Source organism: Streptosporangium sp. NBC_01810 (genome assembly GCF_035917355.1).
Classification (GTDB): domain Bacteria; phylum Actinomycetota; class Actinomycetes; order Streptosporangiales; family Streptosporangiaceae; genus Streptosporangium.
Genome location: NZ_CP109070.1, coordinates 2814038 through 2838922, shown reverse-complemented (window position 1 = coordinate 2838922; position 24885 = coordinate 2814038). Strand labels below are relative to the sequence as shown.

Sequence of the window (24885 nt, the reverse complement as noted above, 5' to 3'; positions counted from 1 at the left end):
CGGGTTCACGCAGCCACTCGTCCGAGTGGCCCTCCGCCGCTACGCGCCGATGAGCGGCTGGATTTCAGGTTGGTAGTTCAACCCGTGCTCTGCTGTTGCGGGTGCGGCCTTGGGAGGGTGTTCCAGCACCCTCTCGGGGGTTCGTCCGACGGGACGGCGCCTACTCGCAGAAGATACGCACCTGGGCATCGGGCTGGTCGACCTCCATGGTCAGTTCGTCGAGGTGGTCCACGAGCGCCTCGAGGTGTTCGGGCTTGAGCTGCGTGAGGTCGAACGGCACGCCCGACTTGTCCAGTTTGGCGTTGGCCGCGGCCAGTGCCTGCGGCGGGATCAGGGCCGTCAGCTGTACGCCGGCCCGCAGCAGCTGCAGCGGCACCCGCACGTTGATCCGCCCCGGCTCGCCGTTCTCATCAAGGGTGTCCACCATCAACCGCAGGTACTTCGCCCTGCCCTTCGGCCGGGCTCCGGGACTCGACGCCGGCGGCGGCTGGTCCCGTTCGAGCGCGGCGATGAGCTGCTCCGCCTCCTCTGCGGTGATCTTGCCCTCGGCCAGCATGTCGAGGATGTCCTTGCGCTGTTCGTTCATCGCAACCTCTCCTATCGGATGGCTACGAGTACAGCCGTACGGCTGTACTCGATGTCGACCTGGGTGCCGGGCAACGCGGAGACGATGCGCCAGCCGGTGCCGAGTGCCCGCACCACATCGACGCGGTACACGTGGCAGGCCACGGCCGCCCCCAGGACGGCCATAACCGCGATCGGTGAGAACACGAACACCACCGGGAGTACCGGGACCCAGATCCGGATGGGATGACGGTCCGGGCGTTTGACCCGTACGGTCAGCAACTGCGGCATCACGTCCGGCCCTCCAACTCGGACAATGCCTGCTGTGCGGTGATCTCGCCGCGGCGCAACCGATCGATGATGTCGGCCCGTGACGGCGCCGGATCGGTCTCGACGAAGTCGAGCATCTGCGTGATCCGCTTCAGTCGTGATTTGATCGTCGGGTAGCTCACCCCGAAGATTCGTTCCATCTCCTTGATGGAGCCGTGGCACCGCACGAACGCCGTGACGAAGACCTGGTCCTCGACGTTGAGCTGAGCCAGTTGCGGTAGCTCGAACTCGCCCTCGATCGCGACGCCGCTGCCTGCCAGGCGCACCCGCTCGACGACGAACGGCTGGCCCCGGGTCAGGTTCGTGAGTTCCTGCCACTCCATCGCCTGCTCTGTCATATCTAAAGATATACTCGCCTAATCTTCAGTTTTCAAGATGTTGATCTTAATTTTCTTAAACCCGCACTTCCTTTGGGCTCCTTGCTGGTCCGCCGCCCCGCCTACAGCCTCCTGCTGCCGAAGCTCGCCCCCGGCGCGATCCGTGATCTGCGTGATAGTGAAGCCAGCAGACGCTCTCGCTGCGAGGGGATCCCATGAGTGCACCGCACGACGCTGACCGCCGTCTCCGGGCCCTGGAGTTGCTTCGGCGGGAAGGGGTCCACTCCCTCGACGACCTGGTGGGGCTGCTGCTGGCCGAGGCCGACCGCACGGGAGCCTCTGAGGAGGACATTCTCTACCGCCGGGCCAGCGGCAAGCCGGTCGGGCTCGCCCAGCCCGCCTCCGCCGCATTGCCTTGGCGGGCCGGGCGTACGAGCGGCCCCTACCGGCACCGGCCCGCCCAGCTGCCGATACTGCTGGATGACAAGCACGAGATCGCACCCGGCGAGGTGGCCGCGCTGGATGGCCTCGCGCTGGATGGCCTCGCGCTGGATTACGTATGGGACGACGCAGCCGCCGAACGTCAGGTCCTTCGTGCCTTCTCCGTACCCCAGGAAGCGCTGGACTACATGCGCGCTCAACCCGTGCGGACCGTGTCCCCCGACACCGACGCCCACTCTGCGGGCGAACCCGGCACCCCCGCCTCCGCCTTCCACCACGTCGACGGCACGCCCGCGACGTTGTGGGAGCACGCCGACTTCTCCGGCTGGAGCATCAACCTGGATCTCGGCCACGTCTTACCGGACCTGACCGAGGTACACATGGCCGGGATCTTGTGGTCGTGGACCAGCTGGAACGACCAGATCTCCTCCGTGAGAGCCGGATCTGGCTGGCTGACCTTGTGGGAGCACGTCTATCCTGCCACCTACGGCTTGCCGCCTGGATCTAAGCTGCACGTGCAGCCCTTCCAGAGCATCGCCAACCTGGGAGCCAAGGGGTTCAACGATCGCATCTCGGCCGTGAACCACCACTACTTCGCGTTCCATTAGGTCGTTGGTGAGGATCGACCGATCCTTGGGGTCAGTCGTCGGGGTCGACGATGGTGGCGAGACGCGTTGCTCGCGGGCCCGCGCCTGGTAGAAAGGAATCCTGTAGCGCGGCCGCTGCGGGTGGCGACAAGCAAGCCGCTCACGCCCAGGTCGCCGTCGTCGATGCGGATCTTGACCGGTTCGGCGACGCGGACGCCGGTGTAAAGCAGTGTCTTGATGAGCACGATGTCGCCGGGTACGGCGCGCGGCCCACACGGTGGTGTAGTAGCTGCGGATCTCGGCCTCGGTGGTGGGGACAGAGGGTGCCTGGTGATCTCGCGGCGTGACCCCGCTTGACCTTGACACAGTGACAAGGTCTTCACTGTAGCCAAGGAGGTGGTCCCGATGACCATGCCGAAACAGGACACGGATACGATTCGAGTTTTCCAGGGGCTGGAGGACAGCCGCTCGTCAGTGCGGCTGCGGGCAGCGCTAGCGGCCGGCACGACCCCTGACCCGCGGTTCATCGACAAGCTCATCGAACGATGCGCGATCGAACCCGAATTTTATGTGCGCGACATGCTTACGTGGGCACTCACCCGCCACTCAGTATCAATGACGGTCCCAGAGCTTCTCAATGAAGTCCGCTCGGAGCGTGCACAGGCACGAAGCCAGGCGTTGCACACGCTGTCCAAGATTGGGGATCGGCAAGCGTGGCCGACGATCACACGGGCGCTTCTGTCCGACGCCGACGATGAGGTGGCGCGGAGCGCTTGGCGGGCAGCGGTCGTGCTCGTGCCCGAAGGTGAAGAGCCCGAGCTGGCCGCAGTGTTGTCGGCACAGCTCGGGCGCGGTGAACGTGAGATGCAGCTGAGCCTCAGCCGGGCGCTGGTCGCGCTCGGTGAGGTGATTTTGCCAACTTTGCGCGCTGCGATGACGGATCTCGACCCTCGCGTGCGCGCGCACGCGATCGCCACAGAACGGCTGTTGCGCGACCCGGACGCTGGATTCGAGTTCGCGATCGAGGAGGCGAAGCGCGTCGTGGCCCTCGGCAGGACCAGCCAGGAGGAGTGATAGGCAGTGTTGATCGGTGATGTGGCACGACGGTCCGGGGTCAGTGCCCGCATGCTCAGGCATTACGACTCGCTCGGCCTGGTGCGGCCAACGGGTCGTACCGACGCCGGCTATCGAGAGTACTCCAGCGAGGACGTCCGGCGGATCTTCCATATCGAGAGCCTGCGGTCATTGGGGCTGTCGCTGCGTGAAGTCAGGCGCGCGCTCGACGATCCCGGCTTCACGCCCTCAGAGCTCGTCGACGACCTCATCCGCCAGACGCGAGAACGCATTGCAGGTGAGACGGAACTGCTCACGCGACTCCGTCGGATCGGTGCCGCGGAACCCGCCGGCTGGGAGGACGTCCTCCAGATCGTCGCACTCCTCCAGGCGTTGGGGTCAAAGAGCGCTGGGAAGCGCCAGCGCGCGGCCTTGTCCTCAGTTGAAGAGGTTCCGGTGCCAGTGGAAGCACTGGTCGAGGCGGCGCTGAGCGAGACGGACCCGAACGTCGCCGGAGCCCTTCGATGGGCTTTGGCGCAATTGGGCGATGGCGGATTGGCGCTGCTGGCGGAGGGCCTCGGCTCACCGGTAGCCGAGGTGCGGAAACGTGCCGTCCAGTCCATCGCTGAGATTCCGGATGGTGAGGCGACCGCACTGCTGCGGGACGCCCTCGCGAATCCCGACATCGTGGTCCGCAGGTATGCAGCTCTGGCGCTCGGGGCACGTGGAGTAGCCGACGCGGTCCCGACGCTCATCGATATGGTCGTCGAGGGGACGAATGACGTTGATGCAGCCGATGCACTGAGCGCGCTGGCGAGTCGTCCCGCGTTGGCGGATCAGATCGCTACCAGGCTCGTTGATCGCCTCGCCCACGGCACCGCTGAATCGTCTGCACGTCGACGGCTGGCACAGGCGCTCGCGGATATCCCGGGAATCACCGCGTCACGTGCCCTCGCAGATCTGTCACATGACGAAGACCGTGCCGTTGCGCTTACTGCGGCATACATTCTCGGGATACGCAACGCACGATAGCGGCGGTGCGGTCGGCGGCCGCCAGGTGCTGCAGGGCGGAGTTGATGGAGCGTCCAGCCGCGCCGGTGCGGGTCGTGCGTGCAGACTGCCGCTGCGATGTGGGGCATCGAGGTCGACGCCAGCGGGCACGAGCGGGCTGCGGATCAAGCCCCGGGGAGTCTGCTGTCGGGCAGCGGGTTGCCTTTCCTGGGGCCATGCTCGGGGTTCAGGGCCGAAAGGCCCTGAGCATGACGTCGACGAGCGAGTCGGCGTACTCGGCGGTCAGCGGGCCCGAGCGGTGCAGCCAGCGCTGGAACAGGGGTGCGTAGAGCACCTCCAGGACCAGGTCGAGGTCGGCGTCCACGGCCAGTTGGCCGGCTCGTTGCGCGCTGCGCAGTCGCTCCTTCTTGGCGTCGTCCACGGGCCGGGCCAGCTTCTCGTGGTACTGCGCGGCAAGGTCGGGATCGTTGATGATCTCGTTGTTGAGCGCCCGGATCGGCTTCTCGAACTCCGGGTCGGCGAACTCGGCGACCGTCGCGCGCATGACCGTCGTGAGGTCGGCCTCGATGTCGCCGGTGTCCGGCAGCGCCATGCCCTGCCCCTCGGTGCCCTCGCTGAGCGCCAGGAAGGCGTCGAAGATCACAGCGCCCTTGGACGGCCACCAGCGGTAGATCGTCTGCTTGCCGACGCCGGCCCGGGCGGCGATGGTCTCGATCGCCACCTTGCCGTACCCGACCTCGGAGACCAGCGCGCGGGTCGCCTCGAGGATCGCCTGCCGCGAACGTTCGCTGCGCCGGGAGCGGTCCGGCTTCCTGGCTTGGGGCATGGGCTCAAGCTAGCACTTCAACGAGACGAGCCGGTTCGTTTTGACAAGGTCGCTACCGCCTTGCAGACTGGAGCGAACCGAGACGTACCGTCTCGTTTTAGGAGGTGGGATTCCATGACGACCGCCAGAGTCTGGTTCGTCACCGGCGCTTCACGGGGCCTGGGCAGGGCGTTCACCGAGGCGGCCTTGGCCGCCGGGGACCGTGTCGTGGCCGCGGCCCGCAATGTCGAGCCGCTCGCGGCCCTGGCCGGCGAGTACCCGGATGCTCTCGTCCGGCTCCCGCTGGACGTCTCCGACCGCCGGGCCGTGTTCGACGGTGTGGACCGCGCGGTCGCCATCTTCGGCCGGCTCGACGTCGTGGTCAACAATGCCGGCGGACTGCTCTACGGGATGGTGGAGGAGGCCACGGAAGAGCAGATCCGGGCGCATCTGGACGTCAACTTCTTCGGCGCCGTCTGGGTGGCCCAGGCCGTCCTGCCCCACCTGCGCGCGCAGGGCTCCGGCCGCATCCTGCAGGTCACCTCGATGGGCGCCGCCGGCGGCATGGCGTCCGTCGGCTTCTACGGTGCCGGCAAGGTGGCGCTCGATTCGGTCAGCGAGGCGCTGGCGATGGAGGTCGAGCGGTTCGGCATCAAGGTCACCATCGTGGAGATGGGCGGCTACGACACCGGCCTGTTCACCAAGGGCACCACGGAGACCGAGGCCCTCCCGCACTACGATCCCCTGCGCGCCGAGCTGGCCGAGATGTGGGGCGAGGAGACCGGGCCGGCTCCGAGCACGGCCGCCCCCGTCATCATGGAACTGGCCGCGCTGCCGGAACCGCCCCGGCGGCTCATCGTCGGCGGCCGGTCCTACGACCAGGTCCAGGAACTGGACCGGGCCAGAGCCGAGCTCTACCAGGCATGGGAAGAGCTCAGCCGCAAGGCCCCAGGCTGACCGGAACCGCACCTGGCCCTGCCCTGACGCGGGGCCGGGCGGTTGCCACTCCCGGGCCCGGCCTGCGCGTCACCGCCCCCACGCCCCCACGTCGCCGAGCGCAGGCTCCAAGCCGACCGTGTAGCCACCTACTGGCTGGACTGAGGGGAAACGGTCGCGTCCGCGCAGGTGGTGTACGAGTGTTTGAGATCGGTACCTGCGTCGCGCCTGGCTGATCGCCGTTGAAAAGCGCGGCGTCGTCCGTGGGGAAAAGCGCGGCGAGGGTGGTGGAGTGGTTGGGGGCCGCTCACCGGTATCGCATCGTGCGGGGTGGTGGCGGGCGTTGGGCGGGTGTGGGTGACCGGGGGCGGGCCGGTGGAGCTCCGGGAGGGGGCAAAGCGGGTCATGGCGGGCGTGGAGGCGGGGCCGTGGTGGTGACGATCGGGGATTTTCCATGATCTGGATGAGTTGGCACGCTGGGGGCGTGCGGATTCACCCAGATCAAGGAAGGCCACTGCCGCCCCCCTGGGTGGGCCGCTTTTCGTGGTGGAAGGCCCGGTTCGTCCCCGCACCCGGCCGGGGGCGGCCCGTGACCGGACGCCCCGCGGACCTTCGTACCCCGCACGGCGAGAGCCCCGCACGGCGAGAGCCCCGCGCGAGGCGGCGGCGAGGAGCGGCCCCGGATCCTTCCGCACCGCGGCGGACCCGTACCGATGGGCGGTCTGGGGCCACTCCACCACCCTCGCCGCGCTTTTCACCACGGACGACGCCGCGCTTTTCCACCGTGACCGGCTTACCGGATTCGGATGCTCGTACACCATGTCCGTGGACGCGAGGCCCGGCGAGGCGATCACTGCTGATGAGCGCTCGCGGGGCGCGTGATCTTGCGGCGACCGGGAACCAGGACGGGATGAATGCGGCTGTGATCCGGAAGGGCTTCGGCTCCGCCCCGCGCGTCGGAAGGGTATCGGCGCGCCGAGCGCACCCTCTGACGTGCGAGTTCCGGAGTCGGTCTGTCGTGTCGTGATCGGCTGAACATCCAGCCTGAGCCAGAGTGATGCCAATCTGAGCCAATATGGCTTGATGATGGCATCACACTGTGCCATAATGATGCCATGGACCTGACCCCGTACGTGGCCTCCCTCGGCCGCGAACTGCTGACCGCCGCCGAGACCGGCGACGGCGACGCCGGCGCGCTGATCGAGCGGCTGACCGTGTCGATGGAGTCGGCGATCCGGCTCACCCTGCTCGAGGCATTGTCGGCGGCCGCCGACGAGATCACCCGAGACCTGGCCCCCGGCTCGGTCCAGGTCCACCTGCGCGGACGTGACCCGAACTTCGTCGTGACGGCCCGGCAGACGCAGCAGCCCCTCCACGACACCCCGGAGCCGGGCGCGGTGTCGGGCGCGGTCTCAGCCGACGACGCCGCGGCGAGCTTCGAGGACGGCCCCGTGGCCCGGATCAACGTCCGCCTCCCCGAACAGCTCAAGGCCGCGATCGAGGAGGCCGCGGGCAAGGAAGGCCGCTCGCTCAACGCCTGGCTGGTCCGGGCCGCCTCGACCGCGCTGCGCGCCGCGCCGCACGCCCCCGAGCGCGACCACGGCTCCGGACCGCGCGGCAAACGCAGCGCGCAGCGCTACACCGGCTGGGCCCGCTAACCCACCCCGACACAACCACTTTCCTCACACACCTGCGACCAGCGGAAATGTTCCTCTGACCCATTCCAAGGGGATAGCCATGCCTGTTTTCGCCACACCCGAACCGATCTCCGCCACGATCGAACTCTCCGTCGGCGACGTGCAGATCATCGCCGGCGACCGGAGCGACACCGTCGTCGAGGTACGGCCCAGCGACGCCGGCGACGACTCCGACGTGGACGCCGCGCACAAGACACGCGTCGAGTACGCCAACGGCACCCTGACGATCCGCGGGCCCAAGGCCCGCATCCTCGACCTCTCCAAGAAGACCAGGTCGGTCGACGTGCTGATCGAACTTCCCGCCGGCTCGCACGTGCACGCCGACCTGTCGGTCGCCGACCTGCGCGGCATCGGCACGCTGGGAGAGTGCCGACTCAAGGCCTCGGTCGGGCATTTCCGCCTGGAGCGGACCGGGCCGCTTCGACTGAGCACCTCCGGCGGCGACATCACCGTCGAGGCCATCGCGGGCAACGCCGAGGTCTCCACCGGCACCGGGCGCGTGCACATCGGCGAGATCGACGGCAGCGCCGTCATCAAGAACTCCAACGGCAACACCGACCTCGCCACCGTCACCGGCGACCTGCAGGTGCGCTCGGCCAACGGCGACATCCGCGTCGACCGGGCCGAGGCCACGGTGGAGGCCAGAACCTCCAACGGAGGCATCCGCCTCGGCCAGGTCAGGCGCGGCACCGTCACGCTGAACACCGCGACCGGCCACCTCGACATCGGCATCGCCGCCGGCACCGCCGCCTGGCTCGACCTGAACACCGCGCACGGGCGGGTGGAGAACGCGCTGGAGGCTCTCGGCCACGCACCGCAGACCTCCGAGCAGAGCGTCGAGGTACGCGCGCGCACCTCGTTCGGCGACATCACCGTCCGCCGTTCCTGACCGGATCCCGCCCTTCCCGACCAGATCCCGAAAAAGGGGGCCTCTCATGACCATGCCATCCCGGCCATCCCGGCCATCCCAGCCATCCCCATCCGCGATCACGGCGACCGGCCTGCGCCGCTCCTACGGCGACCACGTCGTGCTCGACGGCATCGACCTGAACGTTCCGCATGGCACCGTCTTCTCGTTGCTCGGCGCCAACGGCGCCGGCAAGACCACCACCGTCAAGATCTTGTCCACCCTGATCCGCGCCGACGCGGGCAGCGCGCGGATCGCCGGCCACGACCTGTCGGCCGAGCCGGACGCGGTGCGTGCCGCGATCGGCGTCACCGGCCAGTTCTCCGCGGTCGACAACCTGCTGACCGGTCAGGAGAACCTGACCCTGATGGCCGACCTGCACCACCTCGGCCGCAAGGCCGGCAGGCACAAGACCGCCCGGCTGCTCCAGCAGTTCGACCTCGTCGACGCGGCCAAAAAGACGGCGGCGACCTACTCCGGCGGGATGCGGCGGCGGCTCGATCTGGCGATGACACTGGTCGGCTCACCACAGGTGATCTTCCTCGACGAGCCGACCACCGGGCTGGACCCGCGCAGCCGCCGCGCCATGTGGCAGATCGTGCGAGAACTCGTGGCCGATGGCGTCACCATCTTCCTCACCACCCAGTACCTGGAGGAGGCCGACGAGCTCGCCGACCGGATCGCGGTGCTCGACCACGGGAAGATCGTCGCCGAGGGCACCGCGGACGAGCTCAAGCGGCGCATCCCCGGCGGCCACGTCCTGCTGCGGTTCACCGACGAGCGCGACCTCGAATCCGCCGCGCGCGCCGTGGGCCAGTCCTCCCGCGACAGCGACACGCTCGCCCTGCGCGTACCGCACGACGGCAGCCTCAAATCGCTGAAGGCGCTGCTGGACCGGCTCGACCACAACGCGGTCAAGGTCGACTCGCTGAGCGTGCACACCCCCGACCTCGACGACGTCTTCCTCGCTCTCACCGGCAACCAGGAGAAGGTGACCACACCATGAGCACCATGAGCACTGCGAGCACTGCGAGCACTGCGAGCACTGCGAGCACTGTGTCGCACACCCTGAGCGACTCGGCGACGATGCTTCGCCGCAACCTCAAGCGCATGATGCGCTACCCGTCCATGACACTGATGCTCATCGGCATGCCGATCGTCTTCCTGCTGCTGTTCGTCTACGTCTTCGGCGGCACCCTCGGCGCCGGACTCGGCGGCGTCTCCGGCGGCTCCGGCGGACGTGCGCAGTACGTCAACTACGTCACCCCCGCGATCATCCTGATGACGATCACCGCCGCGGTCCAGGGCACCACCATCTCGATCGCCATGGACATGACCGAGGGCATCGTCGACCGGTTTCGCACCATGGCCATCGCCCGGGTGTCCGTCCTGACCGGACACGTCATCGGCAGCCTCATCCAGACGATGCTCAGCATCGCGGCGGTCATCGGCGTCGCGCTGCTCATCGGCTTTCGGCCGTCGGCGGGGCCCGGCGACTGGCTCGCCCTCATCGGCGTCCTGGTGATGATGGCCTTCGCCTTCATCTGGTTGTCGGTCGCGTTCGGCCTGGCCAGCAAGACCGTCGAGTCCTCAAGCAACGTCGGTATGCCGCTGCTGCTGCTGCCGTTCCTGGGCAGCGGGTTCGTCCCGACCGACTCGATGCCCACCGTGCTGCGCTGGTTCGCCGAGTACCAGCCGTTCACGCCGCTCATCGAGACCCTGCGCGGCCTGCTGATGGGCACCCCGATCGGGAACAACGCCGTCATCGCGGTCGGCTGGTGCGTCGTCATCGCGCTCGGCGGCTACCTGTGGTCGAAGAGGCTGTTCAACCGCGAGTCCACCCGCTAAGCCGCACCTGGGCCAAGGAGAAACGATGCAGCACCAACAGGTTTCGCCGGTCGACTCGCTGCCCGTCACCCGCCCCGAGGGCTGTCCGTTCGATCCGCCACAGGAACGGGGAGGGCAAACCGGCTGCCCGCTGCGCTCGCGCTGCCAAGCTCATTGCAACGCAACATTGCATTCGCACGCAGCATCATTGCCTTAATCAGCGCTAATTATCTGTCTGAATGCACTTCCTGTGGTTGGCGGAAATTCTAAATGCAACGTATCTTTCGAGCCACGACAAACACGTAATATCGCGACTTCAACCTAGGTCGATGAGAGGAATGACCATGGAACACACCGTCACCACGCTGCCGACCGCGCGTCAGCCCGGCTGTCCCTTTGACCCGCCCAAGGAGCTGATCCAGGCCCGCGAGCACGGCCCAATCAGCCGCTACCCCTTCCCCGACGGACACCAGGGCTGGCTGATCACCGGATACGACCTGGTCCGGTCGGCCCTGGCCGACTCGCGGTTCAGCTCGCGCAAGGAGCTCATGCGCCACCACCCGACCATCGACCTAGGCGACATCGAGGTCCCTCCGGCGCCGCCCGGCGAGTTCCTCCTCATGGACGAGCCACAGCACGGGCGCTATCGGAAACCGCTGGTGGGCAAGTTCACCGTACGGCGGATGCGACAGCTCACCGAGCGCGTCGAGCAGATCACCGCCGACCACCTGGACGCCATGGAGAAGGCCGGGTCGCCGGCGGACCTGGTGACCGCGTTCGCCAAGCCGATCCCCGCCATCATGATCTGTGAGCTGCTGGGGGTGCCGTACCAGGACCGGGGCTCCTTCCAGGAGCAGGTCGACTCGTTCCTCAGCGGGGAGACAAGCGACGAGGACCTGATAGCGGCCTACACCGCGACCCAGAACTACCTCGCGGAGCTGGTGGTCGCCAAGCGCGCGAACCCCACCGACGACGTGCTCAGTGACCTCACCGACAGCGACCTGACCGACGAGGAGCTGAGGGGGGTCGCCCTGATCCTGCTGGCGGCCGGGCTCGACACCACCGCGAACATGCTGGCGCTGGGCACTTTCGCCCTGCTGCGCAACCCGGCGCAACTGGCCGCGCTGCGCGCCGATCCCGCGCTCGCCGACCGGGCCGTAGAGGAGCTGCTGCGGTATCTGAGCGTCGCCAAGACGTTCATGAGGACGGCGCTGGAGGACGTCGAGTTGGGCGGCCGGACCATCGAGGCCGGTACGGCGGTCATCCTGTCGTACAACACCGCCAACCGCGACCCCGAGCGCTTCGCCGATCCCCACGTGCTCGACCTCCGAAGGCAGGACGGCGGGCACCTGGCCTTCGGCCACGGCATCCACCAGTGCCTGGGTCAGCAACTGGCCCGCGTCGAGATGCGGGTCGCCTTCCCCGCGCTGCTCACCCGCTTCCCCACGCTGCGCCTGGCCGTACCTGCCGATGAGGTTGACCTGCGCCCGGAGACCGCGGACATCTACGGGATCAAGAGCCTCCCGGTCACCTGGGACGTGGAATAGCCGCCCGGAATCGTTCGATGCCGGGGGAGACGATGAGTGTGTCGAGGCCATGGCGGGAATGGCGCCGCCCGCTGATGGCGCACGTGGCCCTCATGATCGGGCTTGTGGTGGTGTCCGGTGTCGGCGCCCTGGTGGACTGCCGCACCCTGCTGGGGGAGTCGGTGTGGGTGAAGCCGCTCCGACGGCCGGTTCGAGTAACCATGCGGCTGCTGCGGGGCGCCACACCGGCCTCCCGCAAGAGGATCCGAGTGCGGAACGCGAGTCGGATCGCTCTGGTTGGTCGCAGGTCGGCCGCGACGGACCGTTAGCTGATCTGCTCCGCCAGTTCGACGATGATCCTCGCCGGGCCGCGGACGTAGCAGAGCCGGTAGCTGTCCTCGTAGCGCTCCAGCTCGCCCACGAGTTCCGCGCCGCGGGCTCGCAGGTCGGCGACGATGCCCACGTGGTCCATCCGTTCGATCATGGTGGTTCTCCTTCTTCGCCGCGCGGCCTGTCGTGGCCGCTGGTGTCCCTGGGACGGAGCCGGCGCCACATTCTCGACACCCGGAAGCGTGCTGAGTTCCAGGACCTGCTTCTGGCCGTCACCACCCTGGGGCGCACCGCTCCCGGGCCCGGTGAAGGTCACCAGGAACGGCCGGACTGCCGCTCCGCCCTCCGCCACGAACTCGGCCCGGCCGGGCGCCGGGGCGCTTGCGCCGGCGGTCAAGCGGCGTGGGACGGTGAGATCACGCCGGGCGGATGAGCCCCTTTCTGGTGGCGGCGGCCACCGCCGAGGTGCGGGAGTCGACGCCGAGCTTGGCGTAGATGTGCACGAGGTGGGTCTTGACAGTGGTCTCGCTCAGGAACATCTGCTTGCCGATCTGCCGGTTGGACAGGCCGGCCGCGACGTGGCCGAGCACCTCCAGTTCTCTTGGGCTGAGCGTGGTGGCCGGGGTGCGGACCCGGCCCAGCAGCCGCGAGGCGACGCTGGGGGCCAGCGCGCTGGTGCCCGTGGCGGACGAGCGGATCGCGGCGTGCAGGTCGTCGGAGGGGGCGTCCTTGAGCAGGTAGCCGGTGGCGCCCGCCTCGACGGCCGCCACGATGTCGGCGTCGGTGTCGAAGGTGGTGAGCACCAGGACGCGGGGACCGCCGAGCGCGACGATTCGCCGGGTCGCCTCGCTGCCGTGGATGCCCGTCCCGAACTGAAGGTCCATCAAGACGACGTCGGGTGCGAGGGCACGTGCCGCCTCCACGCCGTCCTCGCCCGTGGCCGCCTCCCCGACCAGCTCGAAGTCGGGCTGTCCGGCGAGCATGGCACGGATGCCCGAGCGCACTACGGGGTGATCGTCCACCAGCAGGATCCTGATCGGCGCTGTCACCGGGCCGCCCCTTCGGGCAGCGGCAGTGTGGCGGCGACCGCGGTGCCCTCTCCCGGGGCGGACTCGATGGTGAGGCTGCCGCCCAACGCCCTTGCCCGGTCGTGCATGGTGCGCAGACCGTAGCCGGTGCTCGCGGTCTCGGCGGGGGCCTGCGCCGGGACGAAGCCGCAGCCGTCGTCGACGATGTCCAGCACGATCATGTCGTCCAGGTAGGTGAGCGTCACGGTGGCATGCGCGGCCTGCGCGTGGCGGCTGACGTTGCCCAGCGCCCCCTGGGCGATGCGCAGCAGCGCCAGGTCGTAGTCGGCGGACAGCGGCACCGGCGTGCCCGACATCTCGAACCCGACCCGGGTGGGGGTGCCCGCGGCGGCTGAGGCGCTGATCCTGCGCAGAGCGGCGGTCAGCGAGGAGTGCTGCAGCGCGGGGGGTGCCAGGGCACGGACGAAGTTGCGTGCCTCCTCCAGGTTGTCCTGGGCGGCGTGCTCGGCCTCGGCGATCCGCTGCTCGGCGTCCCCGGGCCGGGTGGCAAGATCGCGGCGGGCTGCGCGCAGCAGCAGGATGATGCTGGACATGCCCTGGGCGAGGGTGTCGTGGATCTCCCTGGCCAGGCGTTCCCGCTCGGCCAGGCGGGCCGTGTCGGCCTCCGCCTGCATGAGCATGCCTCTGGTGCGGACCAGGTCGTCGATCAGCAGGCGGCGCTGCTCGCTCTCGCTGTAGAGCGCCTTGTAGACCAGTCCCATGAGCGTGGCCACCGCCGCGCCGATGGACGGCCCGATCACCTGGGGCGCGCTCACCCCGCCCGTATGCCGGCCGGCTGTGGCGATCGCCGCGACGCTGAGCGCCGCGACGCCGGGCAGCGCGACCATCAGGGGCAGCACGTGCAGGTAGGCGAAGAAGAGCGGGAAGGCCAGCCATACGAAAAGCGGTGAGTTCAGGGCCAGCGCGGCCCAGCCGAGCGTGACGATCAGCAGCCAGATGCGTCCCAGCAGCAGATGCGCGGGGCCGCCGAAGCGCGGGAGCCGTCCTTCGATGACGATTCCTGCCGCGTACAGCACGCCGAGCAGGACACCGCAGGTCGCGACGGCGGCGTGGCCCTCGTGTGCGGCCCCGGCGACGGCGATCGCCAGCAGGACCGCGAAGGTGCCGTGAATGGCCCACCTGAGCAGCTTGAGCGTCGGCGGGAACGGGAAGTCCATCATTTCTCCCCCAGAGTAGGTGAAGGGGTTCGATGGGATGCATCCTTCAAAAGGTTGATTTCCGGCCGACCAAAAGAAGGCGCCCGCGCCGCCCGTTTTCACGATGTGCCGGAAACACCCGTTCCTGGAGTCTGGAAGGCGTCCAGATCGACCCACATCCAACGGGGGGATCGCCTGTGTTCGTGGCGCTCAGAGACCTGCGTTTCGCCAAAGGACGGTTCGCCCTGATGGGTACCGTCGTCCTGCTCATCACGCTCTTGGTGACCATGCTGTCCGGCCTGACCGCCGGGCTGGCCCAAGACAACATCTCGGCCGTCAGCGGACTGCGCGCCGACCGGATCGTCTTCTCCCGCACCGAGAAGCCGTCCTTCTCCGACAGCCGGATCACGGAGAAGACCTGGCAGGAGTGGCGCACGGCGGACGGCGTCGTCACCGCCGAGCGGCTCGGGATCACGATGGGGAGGATCGCCTCCGGGCAAGACAGCACAGGCGCCGCAGTGTTCGGTGTCGAGCCCGGCGGCGACCTGGCCGGACCGTTGGGCGGCGCCCTCGGCGCAGGCAAGGTCGTGCTCTCCTCCGGCCTGGCCGACGACAGCGGGCTGGCCGCCGGGGACAAGGTGCAGATCTTCGGCCGCGACTTCACCGTCGCCGGCACTGCGGCCGCGGCCGCCTACAGCCACGTGCCGGTCGCGTGGATCGGTATCGGCGACTGGGAGTGGATGGGCCGCCAGAGCGGCGCCGACACGGTCGCCACCGTCCTGGCCCTGCGCACCACCGGAGAGCCGGACTTCTCCACGACCGACGGGCGCCTGAACACCACCACCGTTTCACTGGCCGACGCGCCGGCCGCGATTGGTTCCTTCTCCTCCGAGAACGGCTCGCTGCAGCTCATGCGCGGCTTCCTGTTCGCCATCTCGGCACTGGTCATCGGCGCGTTCTTCACGGTGTGGACGATCCAGCGGGCCGGTGACGTCGCCGTGCTCAAGGCGCTCGGCGCGAGCACCGGCTACCTGCTACGCGACGCCCTCGCCCAGGCCGTGATCGTACTGCTGCTCGGCGCGGGGCTCGGCGGCGTTCTCAGCGCCGGGCTCGGATCGCTGGCCGAGGGCACCGTCCCGTTCGTCCTGTCGGCGGCCACCACCGTCGTTCCCGTCGCCGTGATGATCCTGCTCGGCGCGCTGGGCGCGGCACTGGCCATCCGCAAGATCACCTCTGTCGACCCGCTGACCGCGCTGGGAGCCTCCCGATGACCCTCGAACTCACCGACATCATCCTGACCTACCCCGACGGCGACCGCACGCTCACCGCGCTCGACCACGTCAGCCTCTCGGTGGCCCCCGGCGAGTTCACCGCCGTCGTCGGCCCGTCCGGATCGGGCAAGTCCAGCCTGCTCGCCGTCGCCGCCACCCTCCTCACCCCCGAGTCCGGCACGGTGACCGTGGCCGGGTACGACGTGTCCGGCGCGAGCCCGGCCGACCGGACCCGCATCCGGCGCGATCACATCGGCATCGTTTTCCAGCAGCCCAACCTGCTGGCCTCGCTCACCGTCCTGGACCAGCTCCTGGTCATGGCCGATCTGGCCGGCCGCTCGACACGGCAGGCCACCAAGCGGGCGCGCGAACTCCTGGTGGCCGTAGACCTGGCGGGCAAGCAGGACAAGAGGCCGCACCAACTCTCCGGCGGCGAGCGGCAGCGGGTGAACATCGCCCGCGCGCTGATGAACGAACCCGAGGTACTACTGGTCGACGAGCCCACCAGTGCCCTCGACCACCGGCGCGGCGAGCAGATCGTCTCTCTGCTGGCCGGTCTGACCAAGCAGAACGGCGTGGCCACCGTCATGGTCACCCACGACCTGGCCACGCTCGCCATGGTGGACAGCGTGCTGACCATGACCGACGGCAACCTCACCGCAGGAGCCGCCGCCCACCTCGGCTGACACGATCCCGGCCCACGCCGGCCACACACGGCAACCGGTCCAGGACAAGACAGTCCGGCTCGAAATTGCATCCGTGCAGTTCGAACGGCACGTGAGTACTCGTGGAGGACTCCACGGTCAGGTAGGCCAGGCGAAAGAGCACGAGTGATCATTCCACCGCGATCGCCCCCTCTCAAGAGTTGAAGAACATCTTCGACATCGGGTCCGCGGGGTCGTAGATGCTCCCGCCAGGCGAGAGGCGGACACCCCGGGCGACGAGGGTGTCGCCGATGTCGCGGGCGTCCGGGACCGAGCGGGCCGGCTATATGAGATGACGTTCCCGCAGGCCGCGTCCTCGCGCGACGGCTGCCCGGGTTGTCTCGTTGAGGGATCCTCTAACGGACACCGTGGCGGATAATGAAGCGGCATTCCCGGTCGCAGGTGTCCGGCGGAAGCTGCTTGCGGGGCCGTGCGGCGCGCTGTGCTGGTTCGATCAGACGGCGTCGGTAATGGTGTTCTCGTAGGCATCACGGGCCGCGAGGAGAGTGGACATGTTCTCCTCTGCCCAGTGCCAACAGGCGGCGATGAGGTCGAGCAGGGTACGCCCCAGCGGGGTCAGCTCGTACTCCACTCGTGGCGGGACCTCGGCATAAACGGTGCGAGTGATCATCCCGTCGCGTTCAAGGGCACGGAGAGTCTGAGTGAGCACCTTGGGCGTGGCATTTCGGAGCGGGACACGGATCTCAGAAAACCGTCGTGGCCCCTGTTCCAGGCATTGGATGACCCCCGCTGACCATTTGTCGCCGATCCGGATCGGCGTGATGCTGCTCGGGCAGGCCGGGTCGAACATGTCCGGGGCGAGCGGATCCATAAGTACCCTCACGGTAGTTAGATACCTTTGAAGTAACCAGTATCTCATCGATACCTTCGCGATGGCGGTGCATCCGCCGCATCACATCTCCCCGATGCGAAGGACCATCAATGCGTGCTGTTCGGTTCCATGAATACGGTCCCCCCGACGTGCTGCAGGTGGACGAGGTTCCCGACCCAGAGCCCGGCCCCGGCGAGATCCCGGTGCGGGTCACCGCAGCCGGGATCGGCTTCGCCGACATCCAGATACGGGCCGGCCTGATGCGATCGGTGCTCGCCGACCTCCCGCTGCCGTACTCGCCGGGTTTCGAAGTGGCGGGCACGGTGATCGCCGTCGGCCCGGATGTCGACCCCGTACAGATCGGCCGGCAGGTAGTCGGCGCCACCGCAGGCGGCGGCTACGCCGAGAAGGCGGTCCTTCCGGCGGTGGCCCTGTCGCGGCCCGGCACGCTGGACGACCACACGACCCTGGCTCTGCTCGGGCAGGGGACGACCGCGGTCGGGGTGGCCGAGGCGGCAGCCCTCCGGCCAGGAGAGACGGTGCTGGTCGAGGCCGCCGCGGGCGGCGTCGGCAGTCTACTGGTACAACTGGCCAAACACGCCGGCACGAGGGTGATCGCCGTCGCCCGAGGCGAACAGAAGCTGGACGTGGCCAAGCGACTCGGCGCGGACGCGGCGATCGACTACAGCACACCGGATTGGCGCGAGCGCGTACGGGAGGCGGCAGGCGCCACCCTTCCGCTGGCCCAGGCCGCCACCGCACACAAAGCGTTCGAAGAACGCACCACCATCGGCAAGACGGTCCTCACGCCATAACCCCTCGGATCACACCTGGCGCATACCCTGGACAGGCAGTGAGTTTAGGTCGCCGACGTCGCCGACGTCGCCGCGGTGTACGGGGCTGAGGAATCCAGGAAGATCCTTTGGCGGTGCCGTGGCCGGTGGTGGACTACCTGGCCGAGCAGCTGGGAATCGGTGATCCGCCGGCGGTGAAGAAGCACGGCGAGAGGAAGACCAACCGTGGACCGGAGCGGTGGCGCTACGGGACCGCCGGTTCGGTCGCGGCGCCGGAGGCCTGGCGCATGACGTCGGCGAGCCTGGTGTTCTTGCCCGCGAGGATGGAGTTCACGTAACCCATGACGAAGGGCACCCGGGTCAGCCCGAGCATCACGCGCCGGACCCGTAGATCGGTCGGTGAGGAGGGCAGGAACCAGCGGGCCATCGACCGGGCGTTGCGCTGCTTTTCCTCGACCACGGGCCGCCACAGGCGCTCGAACCCGGCGGTGGCCCGCTCGACGGTCGGGGCGTGCGCGAGCCGGTCCGCGAGCAGGAAAGCGCCGGAGATGCCGAGCGAGGCGCCCTGCCCGGCGAGCAGCGACACGGCGTAGGCGGCGTCTCCGAGCAGGACAACCCGGCCGGTGCTCCACCCCGGAAGCTCGATCTGCGCGACCTGGTCGTAGTAGATTTCCTCGGCCGGCGGGCACTGCTCCAGCGCGCGCGGCGTCACCCAGCCCAGGCCGGTGTAGGCCCGCTGGATCGCCACCCGCGGGTCGTCCGGGATCGTGGGGTCGGCGCTGCGGTGCACCGCGAACGTGGCGACGCGGCCGTCGCGGAGAGCGTAGAAGCCCAGCTGCCGGTTGACGGAGTCGGTGAGGCAGAACGCGCGCTTGGTGGCGGCGTGCACGTCCGGCGCGTCGAAGGTGAACGCCGCCGTGTGCAGACCCAGGTAGCGCAGGTAGCGATCCTCCGGCCCGAACACCAGCCGGCGGACGGTCGAATGGATCCCGTCGGCGCCCACGAGCAGATCGGCGTCGAAGACGGTGCCGTCCTCCAGCGTCACCGCCACGCCGTCGGTGCGGTTGGCCACCTCGGTCAGCACCGTGTCGTAGCGCAGCTCGACCTCGGCCGGAAGGTTCTCCCGCAGCACGGCCTCGATGTCGGGGCGCATGAGGCTCAGCAACGGGCCTCGCGAGAAGCTCTTGGTCTGGAGGGTGGCGCGGCGGCGACCGTTCCGATCGACCAGGTGCCCCTCGTCATAGGGGTAGGCCGCCCGTTCGAACGCGGGCAGCAGCCCCATGGCCTCGACCGCCTCCAGCCCGGGACCGAAGAAGTCGATCATGTATCCCTGGGGGTGGGGCCCGGGGGCCCTCTCGATCACCACGACCTCGCCGCCATGGGCGGCGAGCCGGTGCGCCAGGGCCAGGCCGCTGATCCCGGCCCCGCAGATCACTGTTCGCACTGTCATTCCTCCCCGGAGGATGTGGAAACGAGCCTGCGCAGCACCGCCGAGGGGGCGTTCGCCTTCAGGCCCAGGCCGCGGTGCAGCAGAACGCCGTCCAAGGAGGCCGCCAACACGGCGGCGGTCTCGAAGGGGGCGGGCACCCCGTGCTGCTCCAGCCACCCGCCGAACCGCTGCCCGAACTCAGCTACCAGCCCGGCGATCCGCTCGCGCAGTTCGTCATCGCGGGCGCTCGCCAGACACGCCTCGATGAACAGCAGCGAGGTGGCATCGGCGCCGGTGTACTCCTCGGCCGACGTGAGCATCGTCTCGATCGCGTCGGCAGGCGACCGGGTGTTTTCCAGCAGATCGTTCAGCCCGGCCAGCAACTCCCGCATCCGGCTGGTCGCGGCCTCGTTCAGCAGGCTCGACAGCGAAGGGAAATGATAGTGCACCACGCTCGGCGTCACCCCGGCGCGCTCGGCGAGGATCCGGGTGCTCACCGCCGCCCAGCCGCGTTCGGGGATGAGCTCCGCCGCCGCGTTCATCAGCCGTTCCCGAACCGCGCGCCCGCGCTCGGCCGCTGGGGAGACCATCATTCACTCCAAACTAGGGCGATCGCCCTGTACGACTGCCCTGATCGTAGACCACGCCCCGACCACGCTCAAGTCGAATCGCGTTCAGACAGGTCACGCGTGGGTGAAGGTGCGCTCAGACGGGTGGAGTCCGTGTTCAGGTGTGGCCGGGGCGGCGGGTTCAGCCGGGGATGACCTACTGGCCGATGTCGCCGCTCTCGGCGGCGGCAAGGAACTGCTCGTGCTGCTGGAGGACGAACTGCACGCCCGGGACATCAACCTGGAGATCCTCACCGGGACCGGAATCCGTCGGATCGCCACGCGTCACTCAAGACGTTTACCAGTCCGAGGGTGATCAGATGGCCGGTTCAACCGAACAGTGATCTGAACCTGGAACAGGCCCTAAGACGTACAGGTCAACCCTCCACCTGGACCTGGACGAGCTGATCATCAGTTTGAACAGGTCAATGGCGGGGTGGGCGAACTACTTCCGGCACGGAGTGTCCAAGGACGTGTTCAGCTCGATCGACCACCACGCGTGGGGCCGGTTGATGCGCTGGATACGGGCCAAGTACGCGGGCAGGACCGGGCTGAGCATGAGGGAACTCCGTCGTCGCTTCTGCGACAAGGGGTGGAGGTTCGCCCACAACGGAGTCGTGTTCACCGGCGCATCCAGCGTCCCAGTGACCCGCTACCGCTACCGCGGCAGCGCCATCGCGACCCCATGGACCCCGAAGCCGGCAGCCGCCGACGCTGGCGGCTGACCAGCGGGCAAGACACGTGGAGCGCCCGATGCGCGGAGACGCGCACGTCGGGTGCGGCGGGCGGGTCGCAGAAACCCACTGGGGGCAACCCCGGCAGGGCGCTGCGGCCCGACCCAACTGTAAGGGGTGATCTAGAGGGAAGCAAGTGACGGGGCTTGAGCAGCAATGGAACGGCCAGTCACGTTAAGGAGCTCGGTGGGCGGCTTTTAACGTGACTGGCCGTTCCGATGCGGCAGGTGGCTGTGGTCGGTCGGTGGGGTTGTCCTCGGCCGCTGCCTTGAGGGTCTTGTGGACGGTGCCGATGGAGACCTTGACCCCGGCGGCGATGGTCCGGATGGACTCCCCGCGCCGCTGGCGGTCGAGGATCGCGGCGCGTTTGTCGTCGTCGACGACCGGACGGCGCCCGCCGACCTTGCCCTGGCGGCGGGTGACTCAAGGCCGTCCTTGGTCTTCTTGACGATGTCGCGGCACCGGTCCTCGGCCAGCGCGAGGGCCAGGTTCACCGGGTCCTGGAGATCGGTGCGGGCACCGGCTGCAACGCGGCGCTCCTGGACGTCCTCGTCGGCACAGACGGTGCCGTGACCACGATCGACCTCCTGCCCGCCGCGGTCCGGGAGGCCCGCGAGACTCTCCGCCACCGGCCACGGCCTCGTGAAGGTGTTCCTCGAAGACGGCGAGTTCGGCCATCCAGACACCGGCCCCTACGACCGGCCCTGGGGCCCGACCCCGTCGCCGGCCCCTTCCTCGGACCGCCCGCCTGGCACCGCGTCTCCGAACTCTGGCTCGACCCCGAACCGGACGCCGACCTGGCCTTCGAGGCCGACGTCCGCCTCACCGACTATCTCCGGAAACGCAAACCCCTCAGGCGGTGAGCCGCGCCCACCGCACGAGAACGGGCCTCAGGGCGGGCTCTGCGCGGCGGCACCGGCAGGCCGCGTCGTCTTCTTGCCCGGATGCCCCGCCTTCCAGACCGCGTTGTGCTCCGCATCGCGCATCTGAAGGATGTCATCGACGCTCGGCGGCTCGTCGTTCGCCTTTCTGGCCAGCCTTTCCTTCTTCATCTCGGCCTTGGTCTTCTCCTTCTCCTTCTTCTTCGTCTTTCCGGTCGGGTCGGTCGGCGGAGCCGCAGGCGCCTTCTGCGGCACCGAGTTCTTCAGCCTCCTCACGATGTGGTCGAGCCCGGCGATCGTGGTGTCGACCGCTTCGAGGAAGTCCTTCTGCCATTTCGGGGCCGCAGGGCCGGCCAGGTCGGGGGCGACGTTCCTGAGGGAGGTGGCCGCGGCCTGGAGCACGGCGATGGCCGTGCCGGGATTGTCGAGCTCGTCCTGCTTGAGCGCCATGGCGGCCTCCAGCGATTCCTCATCGAAGTTCACGCCCTTGGACGCGGTGGCCCGCTCTCCCTGGCCGTCGCGGTTGCCCGCGTCCACCGTGGCGTAGGGCAGAAGGTTGCGGAAGCTCAGGTATGCCTCGATCGTGTCCTCGGGGGCCTCGGCCTCCAGCGCCGCCCGGGCGGCCTCGAAGATGTCCGTGAGCTGGTCGGCGCTGAGCTGGTCGTTGGGCAGCAGGGGGGCGAGGTCGGTCATCAGCTCGCCCTTGAGATCCTTGATGACCTGCTTGCGCAGGTGGTCGCCGATCCCGGCCTCCCCCTTCTCCTTGAACCACTGCTCGACGGCGGCACACTCGGTCACCCACGACGTGGTGTGCGACCCCATGCCGGCGATGCCGACGGGAGCGTCGGGCCTGCCCCCGAATTCGAGCTTGCCGTTGCGGATCGCGACGAGGAGGCCGCCGCCGCCGGCCTCGGCGATCCAGCGCGCGTCCACGGCGTATTCGGGCTCGCCGAGTTCGGTGTGGAACTCCTTGACCTTGTCGAGGAAGGCGTCCAGCATCGCCGGCTCCACGGCGAGCCCCGCCTTATCCAGATGCTCCTTGAGCACGTTGACGGCCGAATCCGCCGCGCTGCCACCGAGGAAGCCGGCCTTGGACGCCGCGCCGGGATAGCTGCGGACCACGATCGACTGGAAGTCGTGCAGCAGGTGCGCGAGCATCCGGGCGGGGTCCTCCCGCGTGCGGTCGGGATCCTCCCGCAGGCGGCGGGACTCCTCCGCCATGTCGTCGCCCGTGCTTTTGATGCCGTCCTTGAACGCGCGCAGCTCGTCGGAGAGACCGGGCGTCACTTCGCCCATGATGCCGCGCAGTTTCTTCGTGAGCCCGGTGACCTGGACCCGCATCTGCCACAGCTCGGGGGCACCGCTGCGATCCGGCACCTGTGCCACGGCGCGACCCTCGATCTTGTCCAGCACTCTCGCCAGATCTTGGAGGGAACCGATCGCCACCACCTCCGGCCCGTTCGGCACCCCTGTCGCCCCCTGCCCTGTCCGGGCGGGCAGCGTGATCTTCACCCCTCCGTCGGGGAACGTGAAGTCCTTTTTCTTCGTTCGCCTCGAAGTCTTTCCGTCCGGCCCCTTCACTCCGTCCTCGACGAGGAGGACGTCGACCAGATCCCCCAGACCATCGCCCATGGTCTTCAGGGCGTCCAGCTTCTCCGCCGTCTTCTTCGCCCGCTCCGGTGCGACGACGTGCTCCAGGTCGGCCGCACGCACCGCCGCCTCCAGCGAGAACAGCTTCCAGATCTCAGCGCGGAGCACGAAATCGGGACTCTGCGTTCCCAGCGTGACCAGGGAATCCCGCCAGTTGCGGTGCCTTCCGTGGCCGGGATTCTGGGCCTCGACCTCGTCCAGGTTCTCCTCGCTGGCGAATTCCGCGTCCAGCACCGCGGCGCGGGCCTCCCCTTCGCCCGATCCGATCGATCCCCGGTCGCTGCCGGCGCGGACGGTGGCGAACGGCAGGAAGTTCACGTAGGCGAGGTGGTGCCCGACCGCGTCGGCGAGGAGCTTCGCCGCCGCGGCCTGCGCAGCGGACTGGGCCGCGGGGTCGTTCGGCGGCGCTTGCCCGAGGTGCTGCTTCGCTTCTCCGACCAGCCGCTTGACCGTGGCGGCGTAGTGCCCCAGGGCCTTCTCGCGCTTGTCCTGGTCCTCCGGGGCGAGGGTGTCGAACAGCTTGCTGCCTTCTGAGGTGTCGCTGTTCATCCACTCCTGCACGGCGTCCTGCATGGCCGAGAGTTTCTGCAACGCGTCGGGGAGGGATCTGCCGTACAGGGAGGCGTGCACGGAGTCCACCACACTCGCCCACGAACTGGTGTGATCGCCCATGGGGCCGCCGAAGGGCGACGGCGTCCGGGCGCGGCCGAAACGGATGCCCTTGATCACTCCGTCGCCGAGCTTGACGCGCGGAACGAGTTTCACCCTCCGCATGGGCGACAGCCCCGGGTCCTCCTGGATCACGATCCTGCGCTTCACGGGAGCCCCCGCCCCGGCCCCCGCGCCCCCGCCACCACCTCTCCCGCCGCCGCCACCCGCGCCCCCGGCACCCGCCCCCGCAGCGCCGCCAGTGCCCGCAGCACTGGCGGCATTTGCCGTGCCCCCAGCACCCGCAGCGACCGCCGCACCCGCAGTACCTGCGGCGCCCACAGCGCCTGCGGCAACCCCGGTACCTGCGGCACCTGTGCCCGCCGCATCCGAACCGTCCGCGGCGCCTGTGACCGCGCGACCCGCGAGCGTGCCGTTCGCCGGGGGCCGGGAACCGGCGGCGGGGAACGTCGGTTTCGAGGCGAGCTGCGGGATCTTCCGTTGCGTGGGGCCGCTCGTCGTCCCGCCGGCCTGTGCCGGGGTGTTCTGCCGCGACGCCGGAGATCCGGACTGGCTTGCGCCGCCGAAGGAACCAAAGGAGGACGTGGAGCTGAGTCGCGGCTTCTTGGCGCTGCTTCCGGTGCTGCCGCCCGTGTCGGACTCGTCGCCGGAGTCCGTGCCGGACGAGGAGCTGTCGACGTCCATGGGCGAGCCCGCCCGTGCGGAGGTCCTGTCGCCGTCGGAGGACTTCTTCCTCTTCTTCTTGCGCTGCGCGGAGG

27 protein-coding genes and 1 pseudogene are annotated in these 24885 nt (G+C 68.8%); 15 read left to right on the top strand and 13 right to left on the bottom strand.

The window, feature by feature from the left end:
* Positions 1–160 precede the first annotated feature (160 nt).
* Genes OIE13_RS12775 through OIE13_RS12765 form a run of 3 tightly spaced genes read right to left on the bottom strand, consistent with a single transcriptional unit; the run spans position 161 to position 1232 of the window.
* Positions 161–586, bottom strand: coding sequence for an SHOCT-like domain-containing protein (locus tag OIE13_RS12775; protein ID WP_326639911.1), 426 nt, complete (start codon positions 584–586; stop codon positions 161–163).
* An 11-nt stretch (positions 587–597) separates the two neighbouring features.
* Entirely contained in the window at positions 598–855 is a 258-nt protein-coding gene (locus OIE13_RS12770) for a hypothetical protein (RefSeq protein WP_326830049.1), read from the bottom strand.
* On the bottom strand, positions 855–1232 hold the full coding sequence (locus OIE13_RS12765) for a DUF2089 domain-containing protein (protein ID WP_326639913.1): 378 nt from the start codon (positions 1230–1232) through the stop codon (positions 855–857). Before OIE13_RS12765 ends, OIE13_RS12770 begins: the two co-directional genes overlap by 1 nt.
* 194 nt (positions 1233–1426) lie before the next feature.
* On the opposite strand from OIE13_RS12765, the gene OIE13_RS12760 reads away from it, so the two are divergent.
* From OIE13_RS12760 to OIE13_RS12750, 3 genes are all read left to right on the top strand, one after another.
* Positions 1427–2260, top strand: coding sequence for a hypothetical protein (locus OIE13_RS12760; RefSeq protein ID WP_326639915.1), 834 nt, complete (start codon positions 1427–1429; stop codon positions 2258–2260).
* A 384-nt stretch (positions 2261–2644) separates the two neighbouring features.
* Entirely contained in the window at positions 2645–3313 is a 669-nt protein-coding gene (locus tag OIE13_RS12755) for a HEAT repeat domain-containing protein (protein ID WP_442811592.1), read from the top strand.
* Between the two features lie 6 nt (positions 3314–3319).
* A complete protein-coding gene (locus OIE13_RS12750; RefSeq protein ID WP_326639916.1) occupies positions 3320–4324 on the top strand; it encodes a HEAT repeat domain-containing protein in 1005 nt (334 codons plus the stop codon).
* Positions 4325–4529: 205 nt separating this feature from the next.
* Here the strand turns inward: OIE13_RS12750 and OIE13_RS12745 are convergent, their stop codons facing one another.
* The gene (locus OIE13_RS12745) at positions 4530–5129 is read right to left on the bottom strand and encodes a TetR/AcrR family transcriptional regulator (protein WP_326639917.1); all 600 of its coding nucleotides are present in this window, start codon (positions 5127–5129) and stop codon (positions 4530–4532) included.
* 114 nt (positions 5130–5243) lie between these two features.
* Here OIE13_RS12745 and OIE13_RS12740 point away from each other — a divergent pair, with 114 nt between their 5' ends.
* The 7 genes from OIE13_RS12740 (at position 5244) to OIE13_RS12710 (ending at position 12330) form a co-directional block, all read left to right on the top strand.
* Entirely contained in the window at positions 5244–6065 is an 822-nt protein-coding gene (locus tag OIE13_RS12740; RefSeq protein WP_326639918.1) for an SDR family NAD(P)-dependent oxidoreductase, read from the top strand.
* A 1094-nt stretch (positions 6066–7159) separates the two neighbouring features.
* Positions 7160–7702, top strand: coding sequence for a toxin-antitoxin system HicB family antitoxin (locus OIE13_RS12735; RefSeq protein ID WP_326639922.1), 543 nt, complete (start codon positions 7160–7162; stop codon positions 7700–7702).
* Between the two features lie 79 nt (positions 7703–7781).
* Positions 7782–8630 carry a DUF4097 family beta strand repeat-containing protein gene (locus tag OIE13_RS12730; RefSeq protein ID WP_326639924.1) on the top strand — a complete coding sequence of 283 codons (849 nt, stop codon included), beginning with the start codon at positions 7782–7784 and terminating at the stop codon, positions 8628–8630.
* Between the two features lie 52 nt (positions 8631–8682).
* Complete coding sequence (locus tag OIE13_RS12725; RefSeq protein WP_442811754.1) at positions 8683–9654, top strand: ATP-binding cassette domain-containing protein; 972 nt, start codon at positions 8683–8685, stop codon at positions 9652–9654.
* A gap of 5 nt (positions 9655–9659) precedes the next feature.
* Positions 9660–10496: an ABC transporter permease gene (locus tag OIE13_RS12720; RefSeq protein WP_326830048.1), complete on the top strand. Its 837-nt coding sequence runs from the start codon at positions 9660–9662 to the stop codon at positions 10494–10496.
* Positions 10497–10819: 323 nt separating this feature from the next.
* Positions 10820–12022, top strand: coding sequence for a cytochrome P450 (locus OIE13_RS12715; RefSeq protein ID WP_326639927.1), 1203 nt, complete (start codon positions 10820–10822; stop codon positions 12020–12022).
* A 32-nt stretch (positions 12023–12054) separates the two neighbouring features.
* Positions 12055–12330, top strand: a complete 276-nt coding sequence (locus OIE13_RS12710; RefSeq protein WP_326639928.1) for a hypothetical protein — start codon at positions 12055–12057, stop codon at positions 12328–12330.
* Here the strand turns inward: OIE13_RS12710 and OIE13_RS12705 are convergent.
* The 3 genes from OIE13_RS12705 to OIE13_RS12695 form a co-directional block, all read right to left on the bottom strand.
* Positions 12327–12485: a hypothetical protein gene (locus tag OIE13_RS12705; RefSeq protein ID WP_326639930.1), complete on the bottom strand. Its 159-nt coding sequence runs from the start codon at positions 12483–12485 to the stop codon at positions 12327–12329. The two genes, OIE13_RS12710 and OIE13_RS12705, sit on opposite strands and share 4 nt — an antisense overlap.
* A gap of 262 nt (positions 12486–12747) precedes the next feature.
* Positions 12748–13380 carry a response regulator transcription factor gene (locus OIE13_RS12700; RefSeq protein WP_326639933.1) on the bottom strand — a complete coding sequence of 211 codons (633 nt, stop codon included), beginning with the start codon at positions 13378–13380 and terminating at the stop codon, positions 12748–12750.
* Positions 13377–14579, bottom strand: a complete 1203-nt coding sequence (locus OIE13_RS12695) for a sensor histidine kinase (protein ID WP_326639935.1) — start codon at positions 14577–14579, stop codon at positions 13377–13379. The genes OIE13_RS12700 and OIE13_RS12695 overlap by 4 nt, the downstream gene beginning before the upstream one ends.
* Positions 14580–14758: 179 nt before the next feature.
* Here OIE13_RS12695 and OIE13_RS12690 point away from each other — a divergent pair, with 179 nt between their 5' ends.
* Positions 14759–15826 carry an FtsX-like permease family protein gene (locus OIE13_RS12690; protein ID WP_442811593.1) on the top strand — a complete coding sequence of 356 codons (1068 nt, stop codon included), beginning with the start codon at positions 14759–14761 and terminating at the stop codon, positions 15824–15826.
* A complete protein-coding gene (locus OIE13_RS12685; RefSeq protein WP_326830047.1) occupies positions 15823–16512 on the top strand; it encodes an ABC transporter ATP-binding protein in 690 nt (229 codons plus the stop codon). The genes OIE13_RS12690 and OIE13_RS12685 overlap by 4 nt, the downstream gene beginning before the upstream one ends.
* A 472-nt stretch (positions 16513–16984) precedes the next feature.
* Here the strand turns inward: OIE13_RS12685 and OIE13_RS12680 are convergent, their stop codons facing one another.
* Positions 16985–17341, bottom strand: a complete 357-nt coding sequence (locus tag OIE13_RS12680; RefSeq protein WP_326830285.1) for a winged helix-turn-helix transcriptional regulator — start codon at positions 17339–17341, stop codon at positions 16985–16987.
* 131 nt (positions 17342–17472) lie between these two features.
* On the opposite strand from OIE13_RS12680, the gene OIE13_RS12675 reads away from it, so the two are divergent.
* On the top strand, positions 17473–18177 hold the full coding sequence (locus OIE13_RS12675; RefSeq protein WP_326639943.1) for a quinone oxidoreductase family protein: 705 nt from the start codon (positions 17473–17475) through the stop codon (positions 18175–18177).
* A gap of 223 nt (positions 18178–18400) precedes the next feature.
* On the opposite strand, the gene OIE13_RS12670 is transcribed toward OIE13_RS12675, so the two are convergent.
* The 3 genes from OIE13_RS12670 to OIE13_RS12660 form a co-directional block, all read right to left on the bottom strand.
* A complete protein-coding gene (locus tag OIE13_RS12670; RefSeq protein WP_326639944.1) occupies positions 18401–19606 on the bottom strand; it encodes an FAD-dependent monooxygenase in 1206 nt (401 codons plus the stop codon).
* Complete coding sequence (locus OIE13_RS12665; protein ID WP_326639946.1) at positions 19603–20178, bottom strand: TetR/AcrR family transcriptional regulator; 576 nt, start codon at positions 20176–20178, stop codon at positions 19603–19605. Before OIE13_RS12665 ends, OIE13_RS12670 begins: the two co-directional genes overlap by 4 nt.
* A 172-nt stretch (positions 20179–20350) precedes the next feature.
* Positions 20351–20482: a hypothetical protein gene (locus OIE13_RS12660; protein WP_326639948.1), complete on the bottom strand. Its 132-nt coding sequence runs from the start codon at positions 20480–20482 to the stop codon at positions 20351–20353.
* 97 nt (positions 20483–20579) lie between these two features.
* On the opposite strand from OIE13_RS12660, the pseudogene OIE13_RS12655 reads away from it, so the two are divergent.
* Positions 20580–20918 (top strand): annotated as a pseudogene (locus OIE13_RS12655) (group II intron maturase-specific domain-containing protein); the annotation flags it as partial.
* A gap of 509 nt (positions 20919–21427) precedes the next feature.
* On the top strand, positions 21428–21790 hold the full coding sequence (locus OIE13_RS12650; protein ID WP_326647093.1) for a hypothetical protein: 363 nt from the start codon (positions 21428–21430) through the stop codon (positions 21788–21790).
* A 27-nt stretch (positions 21791–21817) separates the two neighbouring features.
* On the opposite strand, the gene OIE13_RS12645 is transcribed toward OIE13_RS12650, so the two are convergent.
* Complete coding sequence (locus OIE13_RS12645; RefSeq protein WP_326639949.1) at positions 21818–24277, bottom strand: hypothetical protein; 2460 nt, start codon at positions 24275–24277, stop codon at positions 21818–21820.
* A complete protein-coding gene (locus tag OIE13_RS12640) occupies positions 24274–24495 on the bottom strand; it encodes a hypothetical protein (RefSeq protein ID WP_326830046.1) in 222 nt (73 codons plus the stop codon). The genes OIE13_RS12645 and OIE13_RS12640 overlap by 4 nt, the downstream gene beginning before the upstream one ends.
* Between the last annotated feature and the right edge of the window lie 390 nt (positions 24496–24885).

Bases quoted from the DNA above. Each gene is read 5' to 3' on its own strand.
- OIE13_RS12775 (WP_326639911.1), bottom strand. From the start codon at position 586: ATGAACGAACAGCGCAAGGACATCCTCGACATGCTGGCCGAGGGCAAG.
- OIE13_RS12770 (WP_326830049.1), bottom strand. From the start codon at position 855: ATGCCGCAGTTGCTGACCGTACGGGTCAAACGCCCGGACCGTCATCCC.
- OIE13_RS12765 (WP_326639913.1), bottom strand. From the start codon at position 1,232: ATGACAGAGCAGGCGATGGAGTGGCAGGAACTCACGAACCTGACCCGG.
- OIE13_RS12760 (WP_326639915.1), top strand. From the start codon at position 1,427: ATGAGTGCACCGCACGACGCTGACCGCCGTCTCCGGGCCCTGGAGTTG.
- OIE13_RS12755 (WP_442811592.1), top strand. From the start codon at position 2,645: ATGACCATGCCGAAACAGGACACGGATACGATTCGAGTTTTCCAGGGG.
- OIE13_RS12745 (WP_326639917.1), bottom strand. From the start codon at position 5,129: ATGCCCCAAGCCAGGAAGCCGGACCGCTCCCGGCGCAGCGAACGTTCG.
- OIE13_RS12740 (WP_326639918.1), top strand. From the start codon at position 5,244: ATGACGACCGCCAGAGTCTGGTTCGTCACCGGCGCTTCACGGGGCCTG.
- OIE13_RS12735 (WP_326639922.1), top strand. From the start codon at position 7,160: ATGGACCTGACCCCGTACGTGGCCTCCCTCGGCCGCGAACTGCTGACC.
- OIE13_RS12730 (WP_326639924.1), top strand. From the start codon at position 7,782: ATGCCTGTTTTCGCCACACCCGAACCGATCTCCGCCACGATCGAACTC.
- OIE13_RS12725 (WP_442811754.1), top strand. From the start codon at position 8,683: ATGCCATCCCGGCCATCCCGGCCATCCCAGCCATCCCCATCCGCGATC.
- OIE13_RS12720 (WP_326830048.1), top strand. From the start codon at position 9,660: ATGAGCACTGCGAGCACTGCGAGCACTGCGAGCACTGCGAGCACTGTG.
- OIE13_RS12715 (WP_326639927.1), top strand. From the start codon at position 10,820: ATGGAACACACCGTCACCACGCTGCCGACCGCGCGTCAGCCCGGCTGT.
- OIE13_RS12710 (WP_326639928.1), top strand. From the start codon at position 12,055: ATGAGTGTGTCGAGGCCATGGCGGGAATGGCGCCGCCCGCTGATGGCG.
- OIE13_RS12705 (WP_326639930.1), bottom strand. From the start codon at position 12,485: ATGATCGAACGGATGGACCACGTGGGCATCGTCGCCGACCTGCGAGCC.
- OIE13_RS12695 (WP_326639935.1), bottom strand. From the start codon at position 14,579: ATGATGGACTTCCCGTTCCCGCCGACGCTCAAGCTGCTCAGGTGGGCC.
- OIE13_RS12685 (WP_326830047.1), top strand. From the start codon at position 15,823: ATGACCCTCGAACTCACCGACATCATCCTGACCTACCCCGACGGCGAC.
- OIE13_RS12680 (WP_326830285.1), bottom strand. From the start codon at position 17,341: ATGTTCGACCCGGCCTGCCCGAGCAGCATCACGCCGATCCGGATCGGC.
- OIE13_RS12675 (WP_326639943.1), top strand. From the start codon at position 17,473: ATGCGTGCTGTTCGGTTCCATGAATACGGTCCCCCCGACGTGCTGCAG.
- OIE13_RS12670 (WP_326639944.1), bottom strand. From the start codon at position 19,606: ATGACAGTGCGAACAGTGATCTGCGGGGCCGGGATCAGCGGCCTGGCC.
- OIE13_RS12665 (WP_326639946.1), bottom strand. From the start codon at position 20,178: ATGATGGTCTCCCCAGCGGCCGAGCGCGGGCGCGCGGTTCGGGAACGG.
- OIE13_RS12640 (WP_326830046.1), bottom strand. From the start codon at position 24,495: ATGCGGCGGGCACAGGTGCCGCAGGTACCGGGGTTGCCGCAGGCGCTG.